This window comes from Tenacibaculum sp. IMCC1 (assembly GCF_054906355.1).
This window is the reverse complement of the sequence record NZ_CM142818.1, coordinates 1,866,226-1,886,107: the sequence shown is the minus strand read 5'-3', so window position 1 is coordinate 1,886,107 and position 19,882 is coordinate 1,866,226. Positions and strand designations below refer to the sequence as shown.

At 31.5% G+C, this 19,882-nt stretch carries 20 protein-coding genes, 2 tRNA genes and 2 pseudogenes; 21 read left to right on the top strand and 3 right to left on the bottom strand.

What is annotated here, in order from left to right:
- Positions 1-10: 10 nt before the first annotated feature.
- The 18 genes and pseudogenes from ACXIHB_RS08910 (at position 11) to ACXIHB_RS08825 (ending at position 13,582) form a co-directional block, all read left to right on the top strand.
- Complete coding sequence (locus ACXIHB_RS08910; protein ID WP_073182187.1) at positions 11-1,339, top strand: tetratricopeptide repeat protein; 1,329 nt, start codon at positions 11-13, stop codon at positions 1,337-1,339.
- Between the two features lie 6 nt (positions 1,340-1,345).
- Positions 1,346-1,933, top strand: coding sequence for a hypothetical protein (locus tag ACXIHB_RS08905; RefSeq protein WP_047790812.1), 588 nt, complete (start codon positions 1,346-1,348; stop codon positions 1,931-1,933).
- Positions 1,934-1,954: 21 nt separating this feature from the next.
- Positions 1,955-5,284, top strand: coding sequence for an RHS repeat-associated core domain-containing protein (locus tag ACXIHB_RS08900; RefSeq protein ID WP_462098081.1), 3,330 nt, complete (start codon positions 1,955-1,957; stop codon positions 5,282-5,284).
- A 7-nt stretch (positions 5,285-5,291) separates the two neighbouring features.
- A complete protein-coding gene (locus ACXIHB_RS08895; protein WP_462098080.1) occupies positions 5,292-5,894 on the top strand; it encodes a hypothetical protein in 603 nt (200 codons plus the stop codon).
- A 163-nt stretch (positions 5,895-6,057) separates the two neighbouring features.
- The gene (locus ACXIHB_RS08890) at positions 6,058-6,237 is read left to right on the top strand and encodes a hypothetical protein (protein WP_462098079.1); all 180 of its coding nucleotides are present in this window, start codon (positions 6,058-6,060) and stop codon (positions 6,235-6,237) included.
- A 319-nt stretch (positions 6,238-6,556) separates the two neighbouring features.
- A pseudogene (locus ACXIHB_RS08885) lies at positions 6,557-6,694 on the top strand (RHS repeat-associated core domain-containing protein); the annotation flags it as partial.
- A gap of 156 nt (positions 6,695-6,850) precedes the next feature.
- Positions 6,851-7,099 carry an HNH/ENDO VII family nuclease gene (locus ACXIHB_RS08880; RefSeq protein WP_462099337.1) on the top strand — a complete coding sequence of 83 codons (249 nt, stop codon included), beginning with the start codon at positions 6,851-6,853 and terminating at the stop codon, positions 7,097-7,099.
- Positions 7,100-7,113: 14 nt separating this feature from the next.
- Complete coding sequence (locus tag ACXIHB_RS08875) at positions 7,114-7,569, top strand: SMI1/KNR4 family protein (RefSeq protein ID WP_047790867.1); 456 nt, start codon at positions 7,114-7,116, stop codon at positions 7,567-7,569.
- Positions 7,570-7,675: 106 nt separating this feature from the next.
- Positions 7,676-8,131 (top strand): imm11 family protein, encoded by a 456-nt coding sequence (locus ACXIHB_RS08870; RefSeq protein ID WP_462099336.1) that lies wholly within the window; start codon positions 7,676-7,678, stop codon positions 8,129-8,131.
- Positions 8,132-8,540: 409 nt separating this feature from the next.
- A complete protein-coding gene (locus ACXIHB_RS08865) occupies positions 8,541-9,137 on the top strand; it encodes an RHS repeat-associated core domain-containing protein (protein WP_462098078.1) in 597 nt (198 codons plus the stop codon).
- A 10-nt stretch (positions 9,138-9,147) separates the two neighbouring features.
- Complete coding sequence (locus ACXIHB_RS08860; RefSeq protein WP_172644866.1) at positions 9,148-9,639, top strand: Imm26 family immunity protein; 492 nt, start codon at positions 9,148-9,150, stop codon at positions 9,637-9,639.
- A 152-nt stretch (positions 9,640-9,791) separates the two neighbouring features.
- Positions 9,792-10,433: an RHS repeat domain-containing protein gene (locus ACXIHB_RS08855; RefSeq protein ID WP_201285151.1), complete on the top strand. Its 642-nt coding sequence runs from the start codon at positions 9,792-9,794 to the stop codon at positions 10,431-10,433.
- A 6-nt stretch (positions 10,434-10,439) separates the two neighbouring features.
- Positions 10,440-10,835, top strand: coding sequence for an immunity 22 family protein (locus ACXIHB_RS08850; RefSeq protein ID WP_462098077.1), 396 nt, complete (start codon positions 10,440-10,442; stop codon positions 10,833-10,835).
- 302 nt (positions 10,836-11,137) lie between these two features.
- Positions 11,138-12,031 carry a hypothetical protein gene (locus ACXIHB_RS08845; RefSeq protein ID WP_201285150.1) on the top strand — a complete coding sequence of 298 codons (894 nt, stop codon included), beginning with the start codon at positions 11,138-11,140 and terminating at the stop codon, positions 12,029-12,031.
- A gap of 319 nt (positions 12,032-12,350) precedes the next feature.
- Positions 12,351-12,482: pseudogene (locus ACXIHB_RS08840) on the top strand (RHS repeat-associated core domain-containing protein); the annotation flags it as partial.
- Entirely contained in the window at positions 12,471-12,803 is a 333-nt protein-coding gene (locus tag ACXIHB_RS08835) for an HNH/ENDO VII family nuclease (protein ID WP_462099335.1), read from the top strand. The pseudogene ACXIHB_RS08840 and the gene ACXIHB_RS08835, both read left to right, overlap by 12 nt.
- Before the next feature lie 118 nt (positions 12,804-12,921).
- Positions 12,922-13,356: a hypothetical protein gene (locus tag ACXIHB_RS08830; RefSeq protein WP_159616834.1), complete on the top strand. Its 435-nt coding sequence runs from the start codon at positions 12,922-12,924 to the stop codon at positions 13,354-13,356.
- 94 nt (positions 13,357-13,450) lie between these two features.
- Positions 13,451-13,582 carry an RHS repeat-associated core domain-containing protein gene (locus ACXIHB_RS08825; protein WP_253679468.1) on the top strand — a complete coding sequence of 44 codons (132 nt, stop codon included), beginning with the start codon at positions 13,451-13,453 and terminating at the stop codon, positions 13,580-13,582.
- Positions 13,583-13,698: 116 nt separating this feature from the next.
- Here the strand turns inward: ACXIHB_RS08825 and ACXIHB_RS08820 are convergent.
- Positions 13,699-13,772: transfer RNA gene (locus ACXIHB_RS08820), tRNA-Asn, on the bottom strand.
- Between the two features lie 60 nt (positions 13,773-13,832).
- A tRNA-Asn gene (locus tag ACXIHB_RS08815) sits at positions 13,833-13,906 on the bottom strand.
- A gap of 272 nt (positions 13,907-14,178) precedes the next feature.
- Between ACXIHB_RS08815 and ACXIHB_RS08810 the strand changes: the two genes are divergently transcribed.
- The 3 genes from ACXIHB_RS08810 (at position 14,179) to ACXIHB_RS08800 (ending at position 18,806) form a co-directional block, all read left to right on the top strand.
- Positions 14,179-16,905: a 2-oxoglutarate dehydrogenase E1 component gene (locus ACXIHB_RS08810; protein WP_173358896.1), complete on the top strand. Its 2,727-nt coding sequence runs from the start codon at positions 14,179-14,181 to the stop codon at positions 16,903-16,905.
- Positions 16,906-17,022: 117 nt separating this feature from the next.
- Positions 17,023-18,231, top strand: coding sequence for a 2-oxoglutarate dehydrogenase complex dihydrolipoyllysine-residue succinyltransferase (gene odhB, locus ACXIHB_RS08805; protein ID WP_253679469.1), 1,209 nt, complete (start codon positions 17,023-17,025; stop codon positions 18,229-18,231).
- 203 nt (positions 18,232-18,434) lie between these two features.
- Positions 18,435-18,806: a VOC family protein gene (locus ACXIHB_RS08800; protein ID WP_047789902.1), complete on the top strand. Its 372-nt coding sequence runs from the start codon at positions 18,435-18,437 to the stop codon at positions 18,804-18,806.
- A 42-nt stretch (positions 18,807-18,848) separates the two neighbouring features.
- On the opposite strand, the gene ACXIHB_RS08795 is transcribed toward ACXIHB_RS08800, so the two are convergent.
- Entirely contained in the window at positions 18,849-19,568 is a 720-nt protein-coding gene (locus tag ACXIHB_RS08795) for a DUF547 domain-containing protein (protein WP_073182176.1), read from the bottom strand.
- Positions 19,569-19,882 lie beyond the last annotated feature (314 nt).

Here is a 19,882-nt window from a genome sequence, read left to right as displayed (position 1 = left end):
TTAATTAGCTATGCAGGAGAATAATGCTATAACACATAGAATTACACAACTACAAACAAAATGGTTTAGAAAAGTAAAAGAAGATACAAAACTGGTAAGATGGCTGATTGAAGAAAATGAGTATAGAATGCTAGAAGCTTTTGTGTTGTTAGAATCGGGAGAACATGGAGTTTTGTCAGAATTCTTTTTCCCGTTTACAATACCTTTTTTCGATAACAAAGAGGAATCTTTTGCTTTAAACCTAAAAAATGCTTGGATTGACACATGGAATAATAAACAGTATAGAGATGAAGTTCCTAAAAAACTTTTACCACAATGGCAAAGTCAGCCTTATGAGAATACAGCTGTAAAGAATAGAGAACAAGAGTTCTTGGAGTGTATGAGTTCTTTTGCACAAGCTATTTCTAATAATGCTAGGTTGGTGCTAGTTTTATTACCTCAAAATTTAAAACAATTAGGAAAACAATGGGGAAATTGGGTGTTGTCTTTAACTGAAAAGCTTCCAGATAATTTACAAATAATGGTTGTAGATTATAAAGATAGCAAAGCTTTTAGGTATATACCAAACGAGGTAAAAGAAGTAAGTATAGAAGCCAATTTAAAGATGTTTCAGGCTATGAAAGAAATAGTAGCTTCTTCTGGAGATGCTCATGAACCAGGAATAGCTATAAATACCTGTCTTTTAAACATATTTGAAGAGCTTCAAAAAGAAAACATACGTGGAGTTGAATTGTGGGGAAATAAAGGTATTGAAGTAGCTAAAGAAGCAGCCAGTAAAAGTTTAGAGGCAACGGTGCTTATTACTTATGGTAGTGCATACTTTCAGCTTAAAAAGTACGATAAAGCATTGGTTAAATTTAAAAACGCTTTAACAGTTTGCTATGATGGAATTGCTCAAGACGATACAGTTTGTGAGAGTTTATTAATTCAGGGATACAATTTTACAGCAGCCACTTATCATGTAAAAAGAAATAAAAGTGAAGCTATTGAATACTATTTAAAAACAGCAGAAACAGCTAAAAGCTATCAAGTATATCCAACTTATATAGAATCAATCAGGTTAGCTTCCGAATTATCTGTAAAACAATTTAACAGTAAAGAAGCCTACAAGTTACTTAACAACTGTTTTGAAACGGTAAAAGAATTGGATAAAACAATGTTACGTTACACAACTTTTTTTTTAGTGTGCGAAAAACTATATGATAAATACCATGCAAACAATGAGAAAGATGCAGCAATAACAGTTGAAAATTTGGCAAAGAGTATTTGGGGAGAACATTGGAAAAAACCTAAGCCAGAAGAAATGATACAACCAGTTAGTATGATAACAAATACCTAAAAAAATATGCAGCCAGCATCAAAACATACAAATATAGCAATGGGTATAGATATTCATTTTGTAACTATACCACCATCACCAGCACCAATTCCTATACCACACCCTTTTATAGGAATGATTTTCGACCCAATGGATTATATTCCTGTTATAGGAACCAATGTGTATGTAAACAATCAAAAACGAGCAAATGCAGGTACCATGGCTACTTTAGGAACCATAAAACACTTTCCTTTAGGAGCCGGATTTTATCCTGCTACTATGCCGTTAATAGACCATGAAGGATTGCACTTTTTTGGTAGTAAAACAGTAGAAGTAGATAGCTCTTATTTTAGTGTTGCAAGTTATAATATGATGACTTGTAGTTGTATAGGAATTCCTTTAGGATCGCCAAATATGTACACACCTACCACTACCACAATACCTATTCCAGCAGGACCTCCTGTTATTGTAGGTGGACCTCAAGTACCCGATTTAATGGGAGTTGTTATGAAACTCGCTATGCTAGGAGGCCTAAAGTTTTTAATGAAATTTGGAGGTAAAACCTTTAAAAAACTTGCTAAAAAATTAAAGAAAGGTTGTAATTGCCCATCATAAAACCTAAAAAAGAAAAAAGCTATGTTACACATCCCAACCGGACAGTTAAACATCCAAAATACCGATTTTGAATTGCCAGGAATTATTCCGTTTGAATGGAAACGAAATAACCAATCTTGGGTAACCTACAATAAAAGTGATTTAGGTACTATTTGGACACATAATTTTGACCAATATTTAGAGTTAGTTGTTCACGAACAATATATTAACTGGAAAAAAAACAATGGAAGCATTGTATCCATACCTTATGTAGAAGACGGAGAAGAAAACGTATTTAAAGACGAAAAAATTAGTTATCAACGTAAAGGAAATCAAATTATTCTAGAAAATTACGAAGAAGACTTATGGTATGTGTTTACCAAAGATAATTTTTTAGGAAACAACCATTATAAGCTAACGAATGTTCAAAAATATCAATTTAGTATTGATTTGAATTATACAAACGGAATGTTAGCGCTTATTACCGATACCGCCAATCGTGAAATTACCTTTTTACGTAACGAAAATAATCTTATAGTACAGGTGCAAGTGCTGGCAGAAGGAAAAATGCATACGTTGGTGAGCTATGAATACGATGAAGAAAATAGATTAACTTCGGTAACAAATAGTGAAGGTATTACAGAGCAATACGAATACAATAACAACTTTTTAACGAAAAAAATAGATGGTAATGGAAGCGTATTTTATTGGCAATATGAAAATAAAACAGACGAACCAAAATGTATCAAACGAGGATTCACCGATGGTACAAGTGTAGAGAAGTTTACATACGAAAAGGGCGTTACTAAAATAACAGATGGAAAAGGAAACACGACTACGTATTATATTAATGACGAAAAAATAGTACAAGTACAAAACCCCTTAGGGCACAGCGAATATTGGGAATATGATTTAAACGATAACCTAATTTGTTATACAGATGCTCTTGGGCAAAACACCTATTACGGTTACGATGTATACGGAAACCAAACTCATATTCGGTTACCAAACGGAGCAGAACTCTTATATACTTATGAAAACAATAAACTAACAAGCGTAACCAATGCCATGGGAGCTGTTATGTTGTTAGAATATAACGAAATTGGGCAACTTGTAACACAAATAGGATATACTAACGATATAACACGTTACGAATACGAAAACAATTTACTAACCACGGTTATTAACCCCAATGGTTTACGAACCTATATCTCATATACTAAAAACTATCAATTAAATACCATAACCGATCATAATAAAGTAGTAACCCAGTGGAAATATGATGAGTTAGGTAGAGTACTAACGATAAAAAACAGCGAAAATATAGCAGAAAATTATCGATACGATAGTTTAGGGCGCGTAACAAGCATTGTTACTATGGAAGCCAACCGTATTAACTTAAAATATGATGCCCTAGGTAATTTAATACAACTAAAAGACGCTCAACATAATATAAATTTTAAATACAATTCTGCAGGCAAACTCTTAAGTCGCAAACAAAACAATACAGAAATACTTTTTAAATACGACAGAGCCGATAACTTAAAAGCCATAGTTAACGAAGAAAAAAATGTGTATAGCTTTAAGCGCAATGCAGCAGGACACATTGTTAAAGAAATAGGGTTTGATGGAAAAACTCAACGTTATTTAACAAATCCAGTAGGAAATGTAGTTGAAAAAATAGACCCTTTAGGAGTAAGTACCAAAATAACATACGATCGTTTAGGAAAAGTAAGCGAAGTAGTTTACCCAAGCGGAGATAAAGAAACTTATCAATACGATAAAAACGGACTTTTAGTTCAGGCTATAAATAAAAACGCTACTGTTGTTTTTAAACGAGATGAAACAGGAAATATAATAACCGAAACCCAAAACGGTATTGAGGTAAAAAGCACCTATAATGCCATGGGATATCGTACCCATTTAGAAAGTAGTTTAGGAGCCAATATAGCTATTACTCGTAATAAAGACAACTCAATAGCCAATACGGTAGCCAAAACAGAAGAAGCGAGTTGGCAAGCACAATATACCTATGATGCTTTAGGTTTAGAAATAGAACGTAACTTACCAGGAGGAGTAACCAATACTTGGCAAAGAAGACCCGATGGAAAACCTGAAGTACATGCGGTTTCAGTAAATGAAAAACAAACCACACATAGGCGCTATAGTTGGGATATTAACGATAAGCTTACCCGAATTTTTGACAATATAGCAAACAAAGGAGTTGCTTTTAGTTATGACGCTTTTAATAACTTAGCCAAGGCAGGGTATTCAGATGGTAGTTTTGACTATAAACTACCCGATGCGGTAGGTAATTTATACCAAACCGAAGCACAAAATGAACGAACCTATGGTAAAGCAGGTCAGTTACTATCGTGCCCAGATTTTGAGTATAACTATGATGCTAATGGTAATTTAGTAGAAAAAAGAGCTAAAAAAAGTGTTGAGGTTTGGCGTTATACATGGGAAGAAAACGGAATGCTCTCTCAGGTAATACAACCTAATAAAGATGTTATTTCATTTACGTACGATGCTTTAGGCAGGCGTATAAGTAAACAATACAACGACCAAAAAATAACCTATTGGGTGTACGATAAAAATGTGCCTTTACACGAATGGAGTCTGTCAGATAAGGAAGATTTAGTTACTTGGATTTTTGAAGAAGACAGCTTTGTGCCACAAGCAAAAATAGAAAACAATGAAACTTATTCTATTATTACCGATCATTTAGGTACACCTATACAAGCATATCATAGTAGCGGTAAAAAAGTATGGGAATGTGAGTTGGATATATACGGAAAAGCTCGTAGTTTTACGGGAGAAAAAACGTTCATTCCTTTTAGATATCAGGGGCAGTATGAGGATGAAGAAACGGGCTTGTATTACAATAGGTTTAGGTATTACTCACCAGAGTCAGGGACTTATATTTCCCAAGATCCGATAAGACTAGCTTCAAGAGAACCTAATTTTTACAGCTATGTAAATAATTCTAATATATGGGTAGATCCTTTTGGACTCTCTACAGTTTACTTAAGAAACAAAGAAGTATACGTGGGAAAGGCAAAGTATAATGCTGCCAAAAGATATGGGAATAAAAATATAGCTACAGATATTTTTGATGGTATTCCTAATACTGATACAGCTCAAGGGGTTGAACAAATTACTTATGAAAGAATGAAAAAAATGGAAGCAGCAGGAGAGATTGACCCTATGACTAATGCACAAAGACCAGTAAATATGGATAATAAGAAAAAAACCTATAGAAGAGATTTAGGAGAAAAATGGTTGATTGATACTTTTGGGGATGACTACGATGAAATAATAGATAAAAGAGTTAAAGATCATTATAAACCTAAAGGAATGTGTAAATAATTAAAATATGAATTTAGACAAGAAAGACCTATCTTATTTGAGAAATAATATTTCTTTTTTGAAAGAGAATAATACCATAACTATAGAAAAAGGAGTTAGCGCAGATGTTTTGAATAAACTGAATGAAATTCTTAATGATATTTCAAGTATTAAATTAATTCTGTTTTGTGATCCTAACAAAACAAATCGAGATAATTTATTTAGAAATTTGGATGTATTACAATTTTTAAATAATTTGAAACATATTAGTATTATTGTTGGTTCTTCAACCCCTCTTGAAAGTATAGATAAGATTGATTACATAAAAGATTTACAGTCATTTTCTCTAGGTGGGTTTTATAACAAAAAAATAAACTTAAATGTTCTGAAAAAACATAATAATCTTAAAGAATTAAGTTTTGAACATTCAATAAACAAAAAAGATTATAGCATAATCAAAGATTCTTTAGTGAAGATTAAACTAAAAGATATTAATTTAGAATATGTTTCGAAGAATACTAATTTAAAAGAACTCGTCATTCTTGATAATGTACAAAATGAACATCTGCTGACACAAAAATATCCCAGTTTAAAAACTATAAAACTTAGTTTTTGTAAGAAAAAATGCTGATTTTTCATTTTTAAACGAATTGTTAGATTTAGAAAATATCTCATTCAATAGAGTAAATACGATTACAGAAGTTCCTTCTTTGAAGTCTAAAATAATTAAAAGACTAGAATTTTTAAATTGTAAAAATTTGCAGAATATCCATAATATAGTCTCATATAAAAAATTGGAAAAATTAGCAATAACAGATGCTAATATAGAATTTGGAGAGATTAAAAAGATTGCAAAGAATATGTTATTGGATACTTTTTACTTTAGAAGTAAGGATAATTCTGAAACTAATGAGTTTGAGTCTTTGGCTTTGAAATATCAATTTCAAAATTCTCATGCAGGGTTTTGGAAGTGAAAAACTGACTTCACTGACTTTTATTATGTTAATATTCTAAATTAGAAAACAATGCAAAATAGAAATAGGCATATTTAGATGTAGTTGTTTTTATTGTTATACTTATACTTATTTGAGTTTTAGAGTCTCTAAGTAAGGCACTAGCTGGCATAAATACCTTGCTTGTGAGAATGTAGTAGAACTAGAAAACACAATTTTATATAAAAATAAAGAAGATAAAGCATGGGAAGCAGAATATAATATTTACGGTAAAATTCGTAATATTATTGGTAAACGTTCTTTTATACCATTTCGTTACCAAGGGTAGTATGAAGATGAAGAAACGGGATTGTATTACAACCGTTTTCGTTATTATTCATCTGAAAGTGGTACGTACATAAGTCAAGACCCGATTGGGTTAGCAGGAGGAATGCCGAATATGTATGCCTATGTAAGCGATAGTAATAGTTGGGTTGACCCTCTAGGACTTACAAAGTTTAATCCTATCGAAGTTTTAGGAAGAAAGGTATATCAAAACGGAACAGATTTTGTCACAGGAACTCCTGATATTGTTGATTCAAGTGTTAATAAACACATTAGAAAGAGAATTGCCAATGGGGCTACCAATTTAGATTTGATGAAAACAGGGAATGCTCCTATAGGAATAGATGGAAAACAAATAAATCTACATCATGTTATAGGGCAAGAACCTGGGCCAATGGTAGAGCTTACTTCTTCATTCCATAAAAAACATCATAAAGCACTACATGGTTTAATAGAAAATAAACGAAGTTTTAGAAACAATAAAGCATTGCATAATGCTTATGAAAGTTTTAGAAAAAAATATTGGAAAGAAAGAGCTAAAGGATTAAGTTGTTGTTAATAATTTTATAGAACATGAGTTATATTGATGTTATAAAAAACATAGAAGATGATACTTTTTATAGTGATGGAAATGTATCAGGTGGAATAATAAATGAATGTGAAAAGATTCTTGGTCTAAAATTACCTAAAGAGTACAAAAAATATATTTCAGAATGTGGATATATAGGTTTTGGTGATAGTATATTACTTGGTTTAGATTCAGATGGAGAAAATGAAGAAAGAGGTACAGTTTTAGGGGATACTTTATTTGCAAGAGATGAATTTTCTCTTGGAGGTGAGTTTGTGGTTATTGAATATCAAGATTATGAAAATTTGTATGCGTTAAAGTGTTCTTTAGATGAAGAACTAGAGGATTCACCAATTTTTAGTTTTGATATAAAATATGATAATAAATTGGCTGAACCTGTTAAAGTTTCTGATAGCTTTAAAGAGCATTTCAAAACATTTGTTGATAATTTATCAGACTAATTATATTAATGAATTATCAATTTTCAGATTTCTACAAAAGAGATGTTAGTTTTGTTTTCGATGATGAAAACGATATAGACTTTTCTACTTTAAATGAAGGAAAAAAATACAATTTGCATCCCCCTTTTTATATACAGTTGATAAAATAGATAGCTATATAAACTCTTATGATTTATTACCAACTATTGGTCTACCATTAGTAAGTGAAAAATTTAGAGATACTTTTCTTGATTTAACTAAAAGCCAAATAGAGTTTATTCCTGTTATAATTAGAGATGATAAGCAAAATAAAAATACTAACTTTTTCGCTTTGAATATTCTAAATGTAATTTCTTGTATGGATGAAGAAAAATCAATTACAGAAAAAACCAGATATGGTACTTTAAAAATTAAAAAACTTCATTTTATTAAAGGTGCTTTGAAAAATATGGATATAGTAAGAATGGAAGAACATAAATCTTATATTATAGTTACAGAAGTTTTTAAAAATAAGTGTGAAAAAGCTAACTTAAAAGGAATTAACTTTATAGAAGAAGGACATTCTATTTATACAGATGTTTAATTAGTTGTGTAATCAAAGCCACCTTAAATAATATTTAAAAATAGAAAAGCCACAGTTTAGAGTTGTGGTTTTTTTATTGCGCAAATGCTTGTTTTGTTTTAAAGTTTTGTATGTAGGTATCAATAAGGTTAAATAAGATACTTTTAGTGCTATTATCTAATTTTTCTATATCGTTAATGCGTTGCAAAACAGCTTTGTTATAGTTAGATATCTCCCCTCGCTAGCGCGAGCGTCACGCTCGTACCGTGTATGAGTAAGCGGCAAAGAGTCAGGAAAATATAAAGAACAGCAGCGATGCTGTGGTTTTTTCGCATCATGTTATCCACATCGCTTATAAAATTTGAAAAAAACTTATAGGTACACCTATACAAACATATCATAGTAGTGGTAAAAAGTATGGGAATGTGAGTTGGATATATACGGAAAAGCTCGTAGTTTTACGGGAGAAAAAACGTTCATTCCTTTTCGTTACCAAGGGCAGTATGAAGATGAAGAAACGGGCTTGTATTACAATAGGTTTAGATATTATTCACCTGATACAGGAACTTACATTTCTCAGGATCCGATTGGGTTGGCAGGGAATAATCCGAATATTTATGCCTATGTTCACGATAGTAATACATGGGTTGACCCTTATGGGTTGGATCCTTTAGGTACTGGAGGATTTTCTGTATATGCTTTATATGATAAAGGAAGTGTAACCCCGTACTATATTGGAATTACAAAACAGAATGTTCAAGTTAGGATGGATCAACATATGGATACTGGTAGGTATGGGAACAATACAATACATAAAGTTTTGCATGAAGATTTAACTATTGAGCAAGCTAGGGGACATGAGCAATTTTTAATTGAAAAGCATAGTACAAAAACTGGCATAATAGGAGAAGATATTTCAACGACCAATAGAGGTAATAAAATAAACTCATTTGACAAAACAAGAACAGATAAAAGAGGAAAGGCATTTAAAGCTGAGTATGATAAATTAAAAAAAGGATGTAAATAATATGAAATACATGGAAGAAAAAGAAGGAAATATATTTTTCATCCCATTGTTTTTGCCATTGGGTATAAAAGATAATAGAAAAAGTTATTCAAATTATAAATTTGATAAAGATGAAGATTATGCTTTTGGTAGATTAATCAATATAAATAAAACTACAGGAGATTTAATTGAAGTATTTAATTATAGAGGAAGTATACCAGAGAATAAAGATATTATTATAAATTCAGGACTAATGTTTGAACCCATTCATATAGCCATGGCTTTTGAGAAAAAGAGATGGAGGTTTATATTTGAAACTGAAAATTATGATAAAGAAAAAGATTCTAATTATAGTGGAATAACATTTTTATTAGGAGATATAGGTTCTCCTATATTATGGAAAGGAGGGCAGAAGATGAATATAAGTGTTGATGAGAGGTCAAAATATAAAGAATGGATAATTCATCACCCTACTAGGATAGAAGAAGGAATAAAAGAAAATGACTTTTCAATAATTTTTTAGTCCTCTCTTTTTTTTATATAAGGTTCACTACAAGTGAGGTAAGTAATAAAAGAATACGATAAAAAACACAGTTATTAAACTGTGTTTTTTGTCGTAAGAAAGTTTATTTGGTTTTAAGCCTAATAGAGTCCAATGAAGGCAAAAGAAAAGAGATGGAATGTGGGTTGGGTGTATACGGAAAACCCCTTAGTTTTACAGGAGAAAAAACGTTCATTCCTTTTAGATATCAGGGGCAGTATGAGGATGAAGAAACGGGCTTGTATTACAATAGGTTTAGGTATTACTCTCCAGAGTCAGGAACTTACATAAGTAAAGACCCCATTGGGTTACTTTCTGGCGAGCCTAATTTTTATGCGTATGTATATGATAGTAATACATGTATTGACCCTTTAGGGTTAGCACCATGGCCTAAAGGAGGGTTTAATGAATGGTTTAATAAAGCATCTGTCCAGGATATAATAGCTAATAAAGAGTCTGTATCTAGTGCTTTAAGAGGGACTGGTGGTATGCATGAAATGTTTCCAGTTTCTCAGGCAGCTAAGGCTAAAGAACTTGGATTTACAGCTGAAGAAATAAAGAAAATGACCGTTGAGACTGATCGTATAATATTTACAAATGTTAAAGATAAAAGAGGGAATATATTACCTGACGGAAAACATCATGGAAGTAGAGCAGGTAGACATTTTCATAATAAATTAATAGAAGATTTAAAAGGAGCAAAAACTAAGTTAGAGGCTAAAAAAATAATTGCAAAGCACCATAAAAAGCACATGAAATTATCACCTTGTAAATAATATAAAATGGAAGAAAATAAAGTACACTTATGGATTGGTAGTGTAAATATTTCACAAGAAGAATATTTGAAATATTTTAAGTTAGATTATTCTACTGAAGGAGATTTTGATGATCCAAACTATAAAGTATGTGGTTTCTGTACTGATATAGGGAAAAAATGGTTTGATCACGACTTTATAGGGATTATACCATTATTTGAGAAAGAAATTGAATTAGATGAAATTTTAGAAGAGGCGGCAATAGATGAATATGAATGGGATAACGTAAAAGAAGTTTGTAAGAGCTTAGGGATAAAAAAAGCTAATGCAATATTGTGGTATCAAGATTCCAGTTTAGAAATAAAAGAACCAAAGGAGAGTTACAATGGCTTAAAGTATATAGGTCTATTTGAAGGAGATTAATTGATAGATGAGTAATTTTTTAAATTTGTTGATGAGGATTTGTAATCAGTGTAGAGATGAAAATAAAAGCAGTTACATTAATTTGTAGCTGTTTTTTAATGTTTGAAAACTTATTTAGTTTATAAAGTATAATACCAAATATTTTGAGTGTAAATGGTTGGTTGATATTTTTGGTGATGATTATGATGAAATAATAGATAAAAGAGTTAAAGATCATTATAAACCTAAAGGAATGTGTAAATAATTAAAATATTAATTTAGACAAGAAAGACCTATCTTATTTGAGAAATAATATTTCTTTTTTGAAAGAGAATAATACCATAACTATAGAAAAAGGAGTTAGCGCAGATGTTTTGAATAAACTGAATGAAATTCTTAATGATATTTCAAGTATTAAATTAATTCTGTTTTGTGATCCTAACAAAACAAATCGAGATAATTTATTTAGAAATTTGGATGTATTACAATTTTTAAATAATTTGAAACATATTAGTATTATTGTTGGTTCTTCAACCCCTCTTGAAAGTATAGATAAGATTGATTACATAAAAGATTTACAGTCGTTTTCTCTAGGTGGGTTTTATAACAAAAAAATAAACTTAAATGTTCTGAAAAAACATAATAATCTTAAAGAATTAAGTTTTGAACATTCAATAAACAAAAAAGATTATAGCATAATCAAAGATTCTTTAGTGAAGATTAAACTAAAAGATATTAATTTAGAATATGTTTCGAAGAATACTAATTTAAAAGAACTCGTCATTCTTGATAATGTACAAAATGAACATCTGCTGACACAAAAATATCCCAGTTTAAAAACTATAAAACTTAGTTTTTGTAAGAAAATTGCTGATTTTTCATTTTTAAACGAATTGTTAGATTTAGAAAATATCTCATTCAATAGAGTAAATACGATTACAGAAGTTCCTTCTTTGAAGTCTAAAATAATTAAAAGACTAGAATTTTTAAATTGTAAAAATTTGCAGAATATCCATAATATAGTCTCATATAAAAAATTGGAAAAATTAGCAATAACAGATGCTAATATAGAATTTGGAGAGATTAAAAAGATTGCAAAGAATATGTTATTAGATACTTTTTACTTTAGAAGTAAGGATAATTCTGAAACTAATGAGTTTGAGTCTTTGGCTTTGAAATATCAATTTCAAAATTCTCATGCAGGGTTTTGGAAGTGAAAAACTGACTTCACTGACTTTTATTATGTTAATATTCTAAATTAGAAAACAATGCAAAATAGAAATAGGCATATTTAGATGTAGTTGTTTTTATTGTTATACTTATTTGAGTTTTAGAGTCTCTAAGTAAGGCACTAGCTGGCATAAATACCTTGCTTGTGAGAATGTAGTAGAACTAGAAAACACAATTTTATATAAAAATAAAGAAGATAAAGCATGGGAAGCAGAATATAATATTTACGGTAAAATTCGTAATATTACTGGTAAACGTTCTTTTATACCATTTCGTTACCAAGGGTAGTATGAATATGAAGAAACGGGATTGTATTACAACCGCTTTCGTTATTATTCAAGCGATACAGGAACGTACATTAGCCAAGACCCGATTGGACTGGCTGGTAGAATGCCTAACATGTATTCTTATGTAGCTAATAGTACTATTTGGGTAGATCCGTTTGGGTTAACAGGTGTATTTAGTTCTACTACAATATGGACTGCTACAAGTCCTAAAGGAACAGGTAATACATATAAAATTTTTCAACAAAATATAGATTTTGATATAATTGATGATAAAGGTAGAACTAACCTTGATAGAATGTCTAAAGGGAGAGCTCCCCTTGGTAAAGATGGAAAACCAATGAATTTGCATCATTCTAAGCAAAAAGGACATGGTCCACTTTTTGAAATGACCGATGAAGTGCATAAAACGTATGATAGAACTAGTGCCCTACATCCATATAAAGTAAGTGGAGAAGGTCAAAAATCCCTATGACCCTGTAAATAGAAAAGCTTTTGATAATGATAGAACAAATTATTGTAAAGATAGATCTAGATAAGAGAAAGCAAAACGAGCTAGGTTAAATGGTTGTAAATAATTATAAATTCTATTTATGTTAACAGAAAAAATAAAAGAGTACTTGGAGGGTAATGCTGATAAAATATTGCCTCAGTATGAAAAAGACTATAAAAAAAGGCTTGAAGAGTTAGGTTTTAGTCAAAAAAAGAACTCAAGTTTCATTGAGTTTATGAGTGTTTATAGTGATGAGTATTATGGTAGTGAAGGTACTCTTATTGATTTTATGCTTGACATTAAGCAATTTGATAAGAGTCAAACTATGATATTAAGGAAATATGATAAAATTAATTCAAAATTCTTTTCTTTATTAATAAGTGAATCAGATGACTACTTATTATACAACAAAGATGATGATAGTGTTAAGTTAATAGAGGCGCAAAATATGAAGCAACTGTCTAATGATGATTACTATGACAAAAAATGGAATAGTTTCAATAATTTCCTAGAAGACTTTTTTGAATTGAACTAAAAGAAATATGGCTATTTTGATAAAATCAAAACCACAGTTTTAGCTGTGGTTTTCTTATTACGTAAAAGCTCTTAGTTTTACGGGAGAAAAAACGTTGCATCCTTTTAGATATCAGGGGCAGTATGAAGATGAAGAAACGGGATTATATTACAATAGGTTTAGGTGTTATTTATCTGATACTATAGTATTCTTAGATTGTATTACAATGTCGTGTATTTTGAGGTGAAAAAGACATTTATGGAGAAGAAAGATGTAAAAAAGATGTAATAAATAGAGTGGTTTTGATAGAAAATCATTAAAACAAAAAAATCAATCTAAAAAAGATTGATTTTTTTTGTTTTGCTCCCCCTCTTGGGCTCGAACCAAGGACCCTCTGATTAACAGTCAGATGCTCTAACCAACTGAGCTAAGGAGGAATGTTCATGTAGAACAATATATATGTACTGTAGAAATTATCGGCTTCTACCTTGCCTTTGCTCCCCCTCTTGGGCTCGAACCAAGGACCCTCTGATTAACAGTCAGATGCTCTAACCAACTGAGCTAAGGAGGAATTTAAAACATACTTGTCTTAAAATGCGAGTGCAAATTTAAGGGGATTTTTTATATCTGCAAATTATTTTTTAAAAAAAGTAAGATTAAAATTACTTACCTCTGGATTTCAGTTGTTTATTTTTTAAGGGAATTATGTTTTTAACTGAAATTTAACAAAAAGCTAATACTCGTTAAAGAGTTTAAAATTAGACTAAAAAGGAATGGTATTTTTCGTAAAAGTTGTACTTTTGTCTCCATTATTCTTATTGATAGAAAAGTATAACAAAATATATGGACAAGTTTTCGTTCTTAAACGCAGCACATGCAGGTTTTATAGGTGATTTGTATGAACAATATCAAAAAAATCCTGATGCGATAGAACCAAGTTGGAGAAGTTTTTTTCAAGGATATGATTTGGCTAACGAGAAATACTCATTAACAGATGAAGAAGTTTCGGTAGAAGTCCCTGAAGAAGTACGTAAAGAATTTTTAGTAATCGATTTAATTAACGGTTACCGTACCCGTGGCCATTTGTTTACCAAAACAAACCCAGTACGAAATAGAAGAACATATACTCCAACATTAGATATTGAAAACTTTGGATTAAATCAATCAGATTTATCCACTGTTTTCAATGCAGGAGAGATTTTAGGAATAGGACCTAAAAGTTTAGCAGAAATTATAAACTATTTAAAGTCTGTTTTCTGCGAAAGCATTGGAGTTGAGTATATGTATGTACGCAACCCTGAAGAGTTAAAGTGGTGGAATGAGCGTTTGAATAAGAATGCTAACCATCCAAGCTATGATGTAGAGTCTAAAAAGTATATTCTTACGAAGCTAAATCAAGCATCAACTTTCGAAAGCTTTTTGCAAACAAAGTATGTAGGTCAAAAACGATTCTCTGTTGAAGGAGGAGAAACATTAATTCCAGGGGTAAGTGTAGCGCTTAGAGACGCGGCTGAATTGTATGGAGTGGAAGAATGCGTGTTAGGAATGGCACATCGTGGACGCTTAAACACTTTGGTAAACATCTTTAAAAAACCTATTCGCGATTTATTTAGTGAGTTTGAAGGAAAAGATTTTGAAGATCAAGATATAGATGGAGATGTTAAGTATCATCTAGGTTTAACCTTAAGCAAAGCGTATCAAGGTGGACAAAAGATGAAGATGAATTTAGTTCCAAATCCATCTCACTTAGAAACCGTTGATGCAGTTGCTGAAGGAATTGTTAGAGCTAAAATTGATAAAGACTACGAAGGAAACGAAAATAAAATATTACCAATTTTAGTACATGGAGATGCCGCTGTGGCAGCTCAAGGTATTGTGTATGAGGTTGTGCAAATGGCACAATTAAACGGATACAAAACAGGAGGTACTATACACATTGTAGTAAATAATCAAGTTGGTTTTACAACCAATTATTTAGATGCTCGTTCAAGTACGTATTGTACTGATGTAGCTAAAGTAACGTTATCTCCAGTATTACACGTAAACGCTGATGATGCTGAGGCTGTTTGTCACGCTATGGAAATGGCTGTTGAATATCGTATGAAATTCAACAAAGACATTTTTATTGACTTATTAGGATACCGTAAATACGGTCATAACGAAGGAGATGAACCACGTTTTACTCAGCCAAAATTATATAAGGCAATTTCTAAGCATAAAAATGCAAGAGAAATTTATGCTAATAAATTAATAGAAGAAGGAAGTATAACAACGGATTACTTACAGAAAATAACAGATGAATTTAAGGCGCATTTAGAGGCTGAATTTACAGAATCTAAAAAGAAAGAAACGTCTAAAATTCAAGAGTTCATGCCTGATGTATGGGATGGGTTTGTACGTAAGCAATTACAAGATATGTTACAGCCTGTAGATACAACCTATTCAGTAGATGGTTTAAAAGGCATAGCAAGAGTTATTTCAAAAACACCAGAAGGACACAAGTTTGTTCGTAAAGCAGAACGTATCTTAAAAGGTCGTGAAAAAATGGTTTTTGAAGATAACTTATTAGATTGGGGTACAGCTGAAAACTTAGCATACGGTACGTTGTTAGAAGAAGGATACGATGTTCGTATTTCAGGAGAAGATGTAGAAAGAGGAACGTTCTCTCACCGTCATGCAATTATGCGTGATGAAGAAACTTTAGAGCGTGTAAATTTATTAAACACAAACCCTAAGAATAAAGGAGAGATGACTATTTACAACTCTCACTTATCAGAATATGGAGTGTTAGGTTTTGATTATGGATATGCAATGGCAGCTCCAAATACCTTAACCATTTGGGAAGCTCAGTTTGGTGATTTTGCCAACGGAGCACAAATTATGTTCGACCAGTATATTTCTTCGGCAGAAGATAAATGGAAGTTACAAAACGGATTGGTAATGTTATTGCCTCACGGGTATGAAGGTCAAGGACCAGAGCATTCATCAGGTAGAATTGAACGTTTCTTACAATCGTCATCAACTGATAACTGGACAATAGCAAACTGTTCTACACCAGCAAATATGTATCATATTTTGCGTCGTCAGATGAAGCGTGATTTTAGAAAACCATTAATTGTTTTCACACCAAAAAGTTTATTACGCTTACCAAAAGCAGTAAACCCTATTGAAGATTTAGCAAACGGAACTTTTCAAGAAGTGATTGATGATACTATCGATACATCAAAAGTTAAGAAAATGGTGTTCTGTACAGGTAAATTTTATTATGACTTATTAGCAGAACGTGAAAAGTTAGAAAGAGAAGATGTAGCTTTAGTTCGTATAGAGCAATTGTTCCCATTACATAATGATAAAATTAAAGAAGTAATGGATAAGTATCCAAATGTAGAACGTTATGTTTGGGCGCAAGAAGAACCTAAAAATATGGGAGCTTGGAGTTATATGTTAGAACGTTTTGAATTAGCTAGGTTAGAATGTGCCTCGGAAGAGTACCGTTCGGCGCCAGCAGCAGGTTCAAGTGCACGTTTTAAAAGACGTCATCAAGCTATTATAGATAAGGTTTTTGATTAAAAAATAAATGCGTTAGGGATAGAAGCAAACTACCGTGTAGTGCGAAAAGCCCGACCTGATAGGGAAACGCCCAAATAAAAGAAATAAAATAATTCAGATATATAAAATTTAGAACTGATGGTTTTAGAAATGAAAGTTCCTTCTCCGGGGGAATCAATTACAGAAGTAGAAATCGCAACTTGGTTAGTTGAAGATGGTGATTACGTTGAGAAAGATCAACCAATTGCCGAAGTAGATTCTGACAAAGCAACGTTAGAATTACCTGCGGAAGAAAGCGGAATAATCACTTTAAAAGCTGAAGAGGGTGATGCAGTAGCAGTAGGAGCAGTAGTTTGTCATATTGATATGGATGCTGCAAAGCCAGATGGAGCTGGAGCACCAAAAGCAGCTGCACCAAAAACTGAGGAGAAAAAAGAAGCACCTAAGGCTGAACCAGCAAAAGAAACATATGCAACTGGTACAGCATCTCCAGCAGCTAAGAAAGTATTAGCTGAAAAAGGGATGAATCCATCTGATGTTAAAGGAACTGGTAAAGACGGTCGTGTAACAAAAGAAGATGCTGTAAAAGCAGTGCCTTCAATGGGAACTCCAGGAATGGGATCTCGTGGTACAGAGCGTAAAAAGTTATCAATGTTACGTCGTAAAGTAGCGCAACGTTTGGTTTCTGTAAAGAACGAAACAGCGATGTTAACTACTTTTAATGAGGTTAATATGCAACCAATTTTCGACTTACGTAACGAATATAAAGAAGCGTTTAAAGCAAAACACGGTGTAGGTTTAGGATTTATGTCATTCTTTACTTTAGCAGTAGTAAGAGCTTTAAAAATGTATCCAGATGTAAATTCTATGATTGATGGAGATTACAAAGTAAGTCACGATTTCCAAGATATTTCTATTGCAGTATCAGGTCCTAAAGGATTAATGGTGCCAGTAATAAGAAACGCTGAAAATTTAACGTTTAGAGGAGTTGAGAGCGAAGTAAAGCGTTTAGCATTACGTGCACGTGACGGACAAATTACAGTTGATGAAATGACAGGAGGTACGTTTACTATCACGAATGGTGGTGTATTTGGTTCTATGTTATCTACACCAATTATCAATCCTCCACAAAGCGGGATTTTAGGAATGCATAATATTGTAAATCGCCCAATGGCAGTTAATGGCGAAGTAGTGATTCAACCAATTATGTATGTAGCATTATCATACGATCACAGAATTATTGATGGTCGTGAGTCTGTTGGATTCTTAGTAGCTGTAAAAGAAGCGTTAGAAAATCCTGTAGAGCTATTAATGAATAATAACCCTACCAAAGCTTTAGAAATGTAGTATAAAGTTTATACAGATAAATAAAAAAATCCCACACAACTTGTGTGGGATTTTTTTATTTATTTTTAAAAGGATGAATTGAATAAAATAATTATCTTATACACTCTTCTTACTGTCATAAATTGTTATTAAACAGACTAAAAATTTATTTGTAAAAAGGGAGTATTATATTTTTTGAAGAAAAAAATTAAAGCTATAAAATTATGAAACTAGGAGCCTTTTCAATTAGTTTATCAGTGAAAAATATTAATAAGTCGAAAGAATTTTATGAAACGTTGGGATTCACTGTTTTTGCAGGTCAAATAGAAAGCAATTATTTGATTATGAAAAATGGTAATTCGTTAATTGGGTTGTTTCAAGGTATGTTTGAAAATAATATTCTTACTTTTAATCCAGGTTGGGATGAAAATGCCAATGAGTTAGATGACTTTGACGATGTAAGAACCATTCAACAACATTTAAAAGAAAATCACATCAAATTGAAAAGTGAGGCAGATGAAGAGACTTCTGGCCCTTCTAGCATCGTTTTCTTTGATCCTGATGGAAACATGATTTTAATAGACCAGCATGTTTAAAAGATGAAAAACAAGATGTGTCTTTCATCTTTTAAACGTAATCTATTTGTTGTTTAAGCTCCAATCGTAGTCCAAATATAGCACTTCGGCATTATCATTAGCTTTAATGTGAGAGTACTTATTTATATAATCTACTAAAGTATTACGAGAGGTAAAGTCTTCTTGGTACCATTGAAATATTTTTGAAACTTCAACTTTAGTTAACGTAATCTTATTTTTTGTGGAGTCGTTTATAAAAGCTTTCATTAAGTTTTCCAACGCTTCTTCTATATTCTCTTTAGTAAAAGCAAAATTTACAAATCGAGGTCCAGATTTAGATGCTGCATTTAAGGCAACATGAATTCTAGGGTCATCATGCCATCTACGAAGTATTTTATGCTCAATATAATCTAGCGAGTATAGTTTTTTACCAACAGAAGCAAAAGGAATCTTCCAAGCATTTCTTCCTTTACGTTTAATGTCGGTAATTTTTTTTAAAGGATAACTATCTAAAATTAATTTGATTGTATAAGCATTGTAAGCGTTAATCCAAAAAGCTTTTGCTTTATTTTGCGACCATTTATTACTAGGTATGGTGTTATCCAAATGCTTTATATATATATCTAAAACCGCCCGATTTTTTCTTAGTCCCTTATAATCCACATTGCCTTGAGAGTCAACATAGGTTTTTAATAAAGCATCATATACATCAGTTTGTGCTTGTGTTTGAATACTCACAAAAATTAGTATGAAGGTAAAAGTGAGAGTAATTGTTTTTCGCATTTTTTTAAATTTTAAGTAAATAAATTAGTTTACAATACTTTTGACGTAGATAAATTTAATTCATTACACAAATATTTCATTGAAGCAAAAAAGACCTTTTGGAGAGGTTTTAAAAAAGAGAAATTGTTATTATTATTTTTTACAATAAAGTGAGCTTAAATAAATAACAATAATACTAATCATCATATAAAAAGCAGTGTTGTTTTGCGCTTTGGTTAAGTTTATGTCACTCATAAAAACTTGTATTTTCGATTGTACAAGAATGTAAGTTTTCTATACAACATCAGCGATTAGTAATACTTATTTAATAGGCT

Excerpts from the sequence above, each read along its gene's own strand:
- ACXIHB_RS08910 (WP_073182187.1), top strand. The coding sequence starts at position 11 with ATGCAGGAGAATAATGCTATAACACATAGAATTACACAACTACAAACA.
- ACXIHB_RS08905 (WP_047790812.1), top strand. The coding sequence starts at position 1,346 with ATGCAGCCAGCATCAAAACATACAAATATAGCAATGGGTATAGATATT.
- ACXIHB_RS08900 (WP_462098081.1), top strand. The coding sequence starts at position 1,955 with ATGTTACACATCCCAACCGGACAGTTAAACATCCAAAATACCGATTTT.
- ACXIHB_RS08895 (WP_462098080.1), top strand. The coding sequence starts at position 5,292 with ATGAATTTAGACAAGAAAGACCTATCTTATTTGAGAAATAATATTTCT.
- ACXIHB_RS08875 (WP_047790867.1), top strand. The coding sequence starts at position 7,114 with ATGAGTTATATTGATGTTATAAAAAACATAGAAGATGATACTTTTTAT.
- ACXIHB_RS08860 (WP_172644866.1), top strand. The coding sequence starts at position 9,148 with ATGGAAGAAAAAGAAGGAAATATATTTTTCATCCCATTGTTTTTGCCA.
- ACXIHB_RS08855 (WP_201285151.1), top strand. The coding sequence starts at position 9,792 with ATGGAATGTGGGTTGGGTGTATACGGAAAACCCCTTAGTTTTACAGGA.
- ACXIHB_RS08850 (WP_462098077.1), top strand. The coding sequence starts at position 10,440 with ATGGAAGAAAATAAAGTACACTTATGGATTGGTAGTGTAAATATTTCA.
- ACXIHB_RS08830 (WP_159616834.1), top strand. The coding sequence starts at position 12,922 with ATGTTAACAGAAAAAATAAAAGAGTACTTGGAGGGTAATGCTGATAAA.
- ACXIHB_RS08810 (WP_173358896.1), top strand. The coding sequence starts at position 14,179 with ATGGACAAGTTTTCGTTCTTAAACGCAGCACATGCAGGTTTTATAGGT.
- odhB (WP_253679469.1), top strand. The coding sequence starts at position 17,023 with ATGGTTTTAGAAATGAAAGTTCCTTCTCCGGGGGAATCAATTACAGAA.
- ACXIHB_RS08800 (WP_047789902.1), top strand. The coding sequence starts at position 18,435 with ATGAAACTAGGAGCCTTTTCAATTAGTTTATCAGTGAAAAATATTAAT.
- ACXIHB_RS08795 (WP_073182176.1), bottom strand. The coding sequence starts at position 19,568 with ATGCGAAAAACAATTACTCTCACTTTTACCTTCATACTAATTTTTGTG.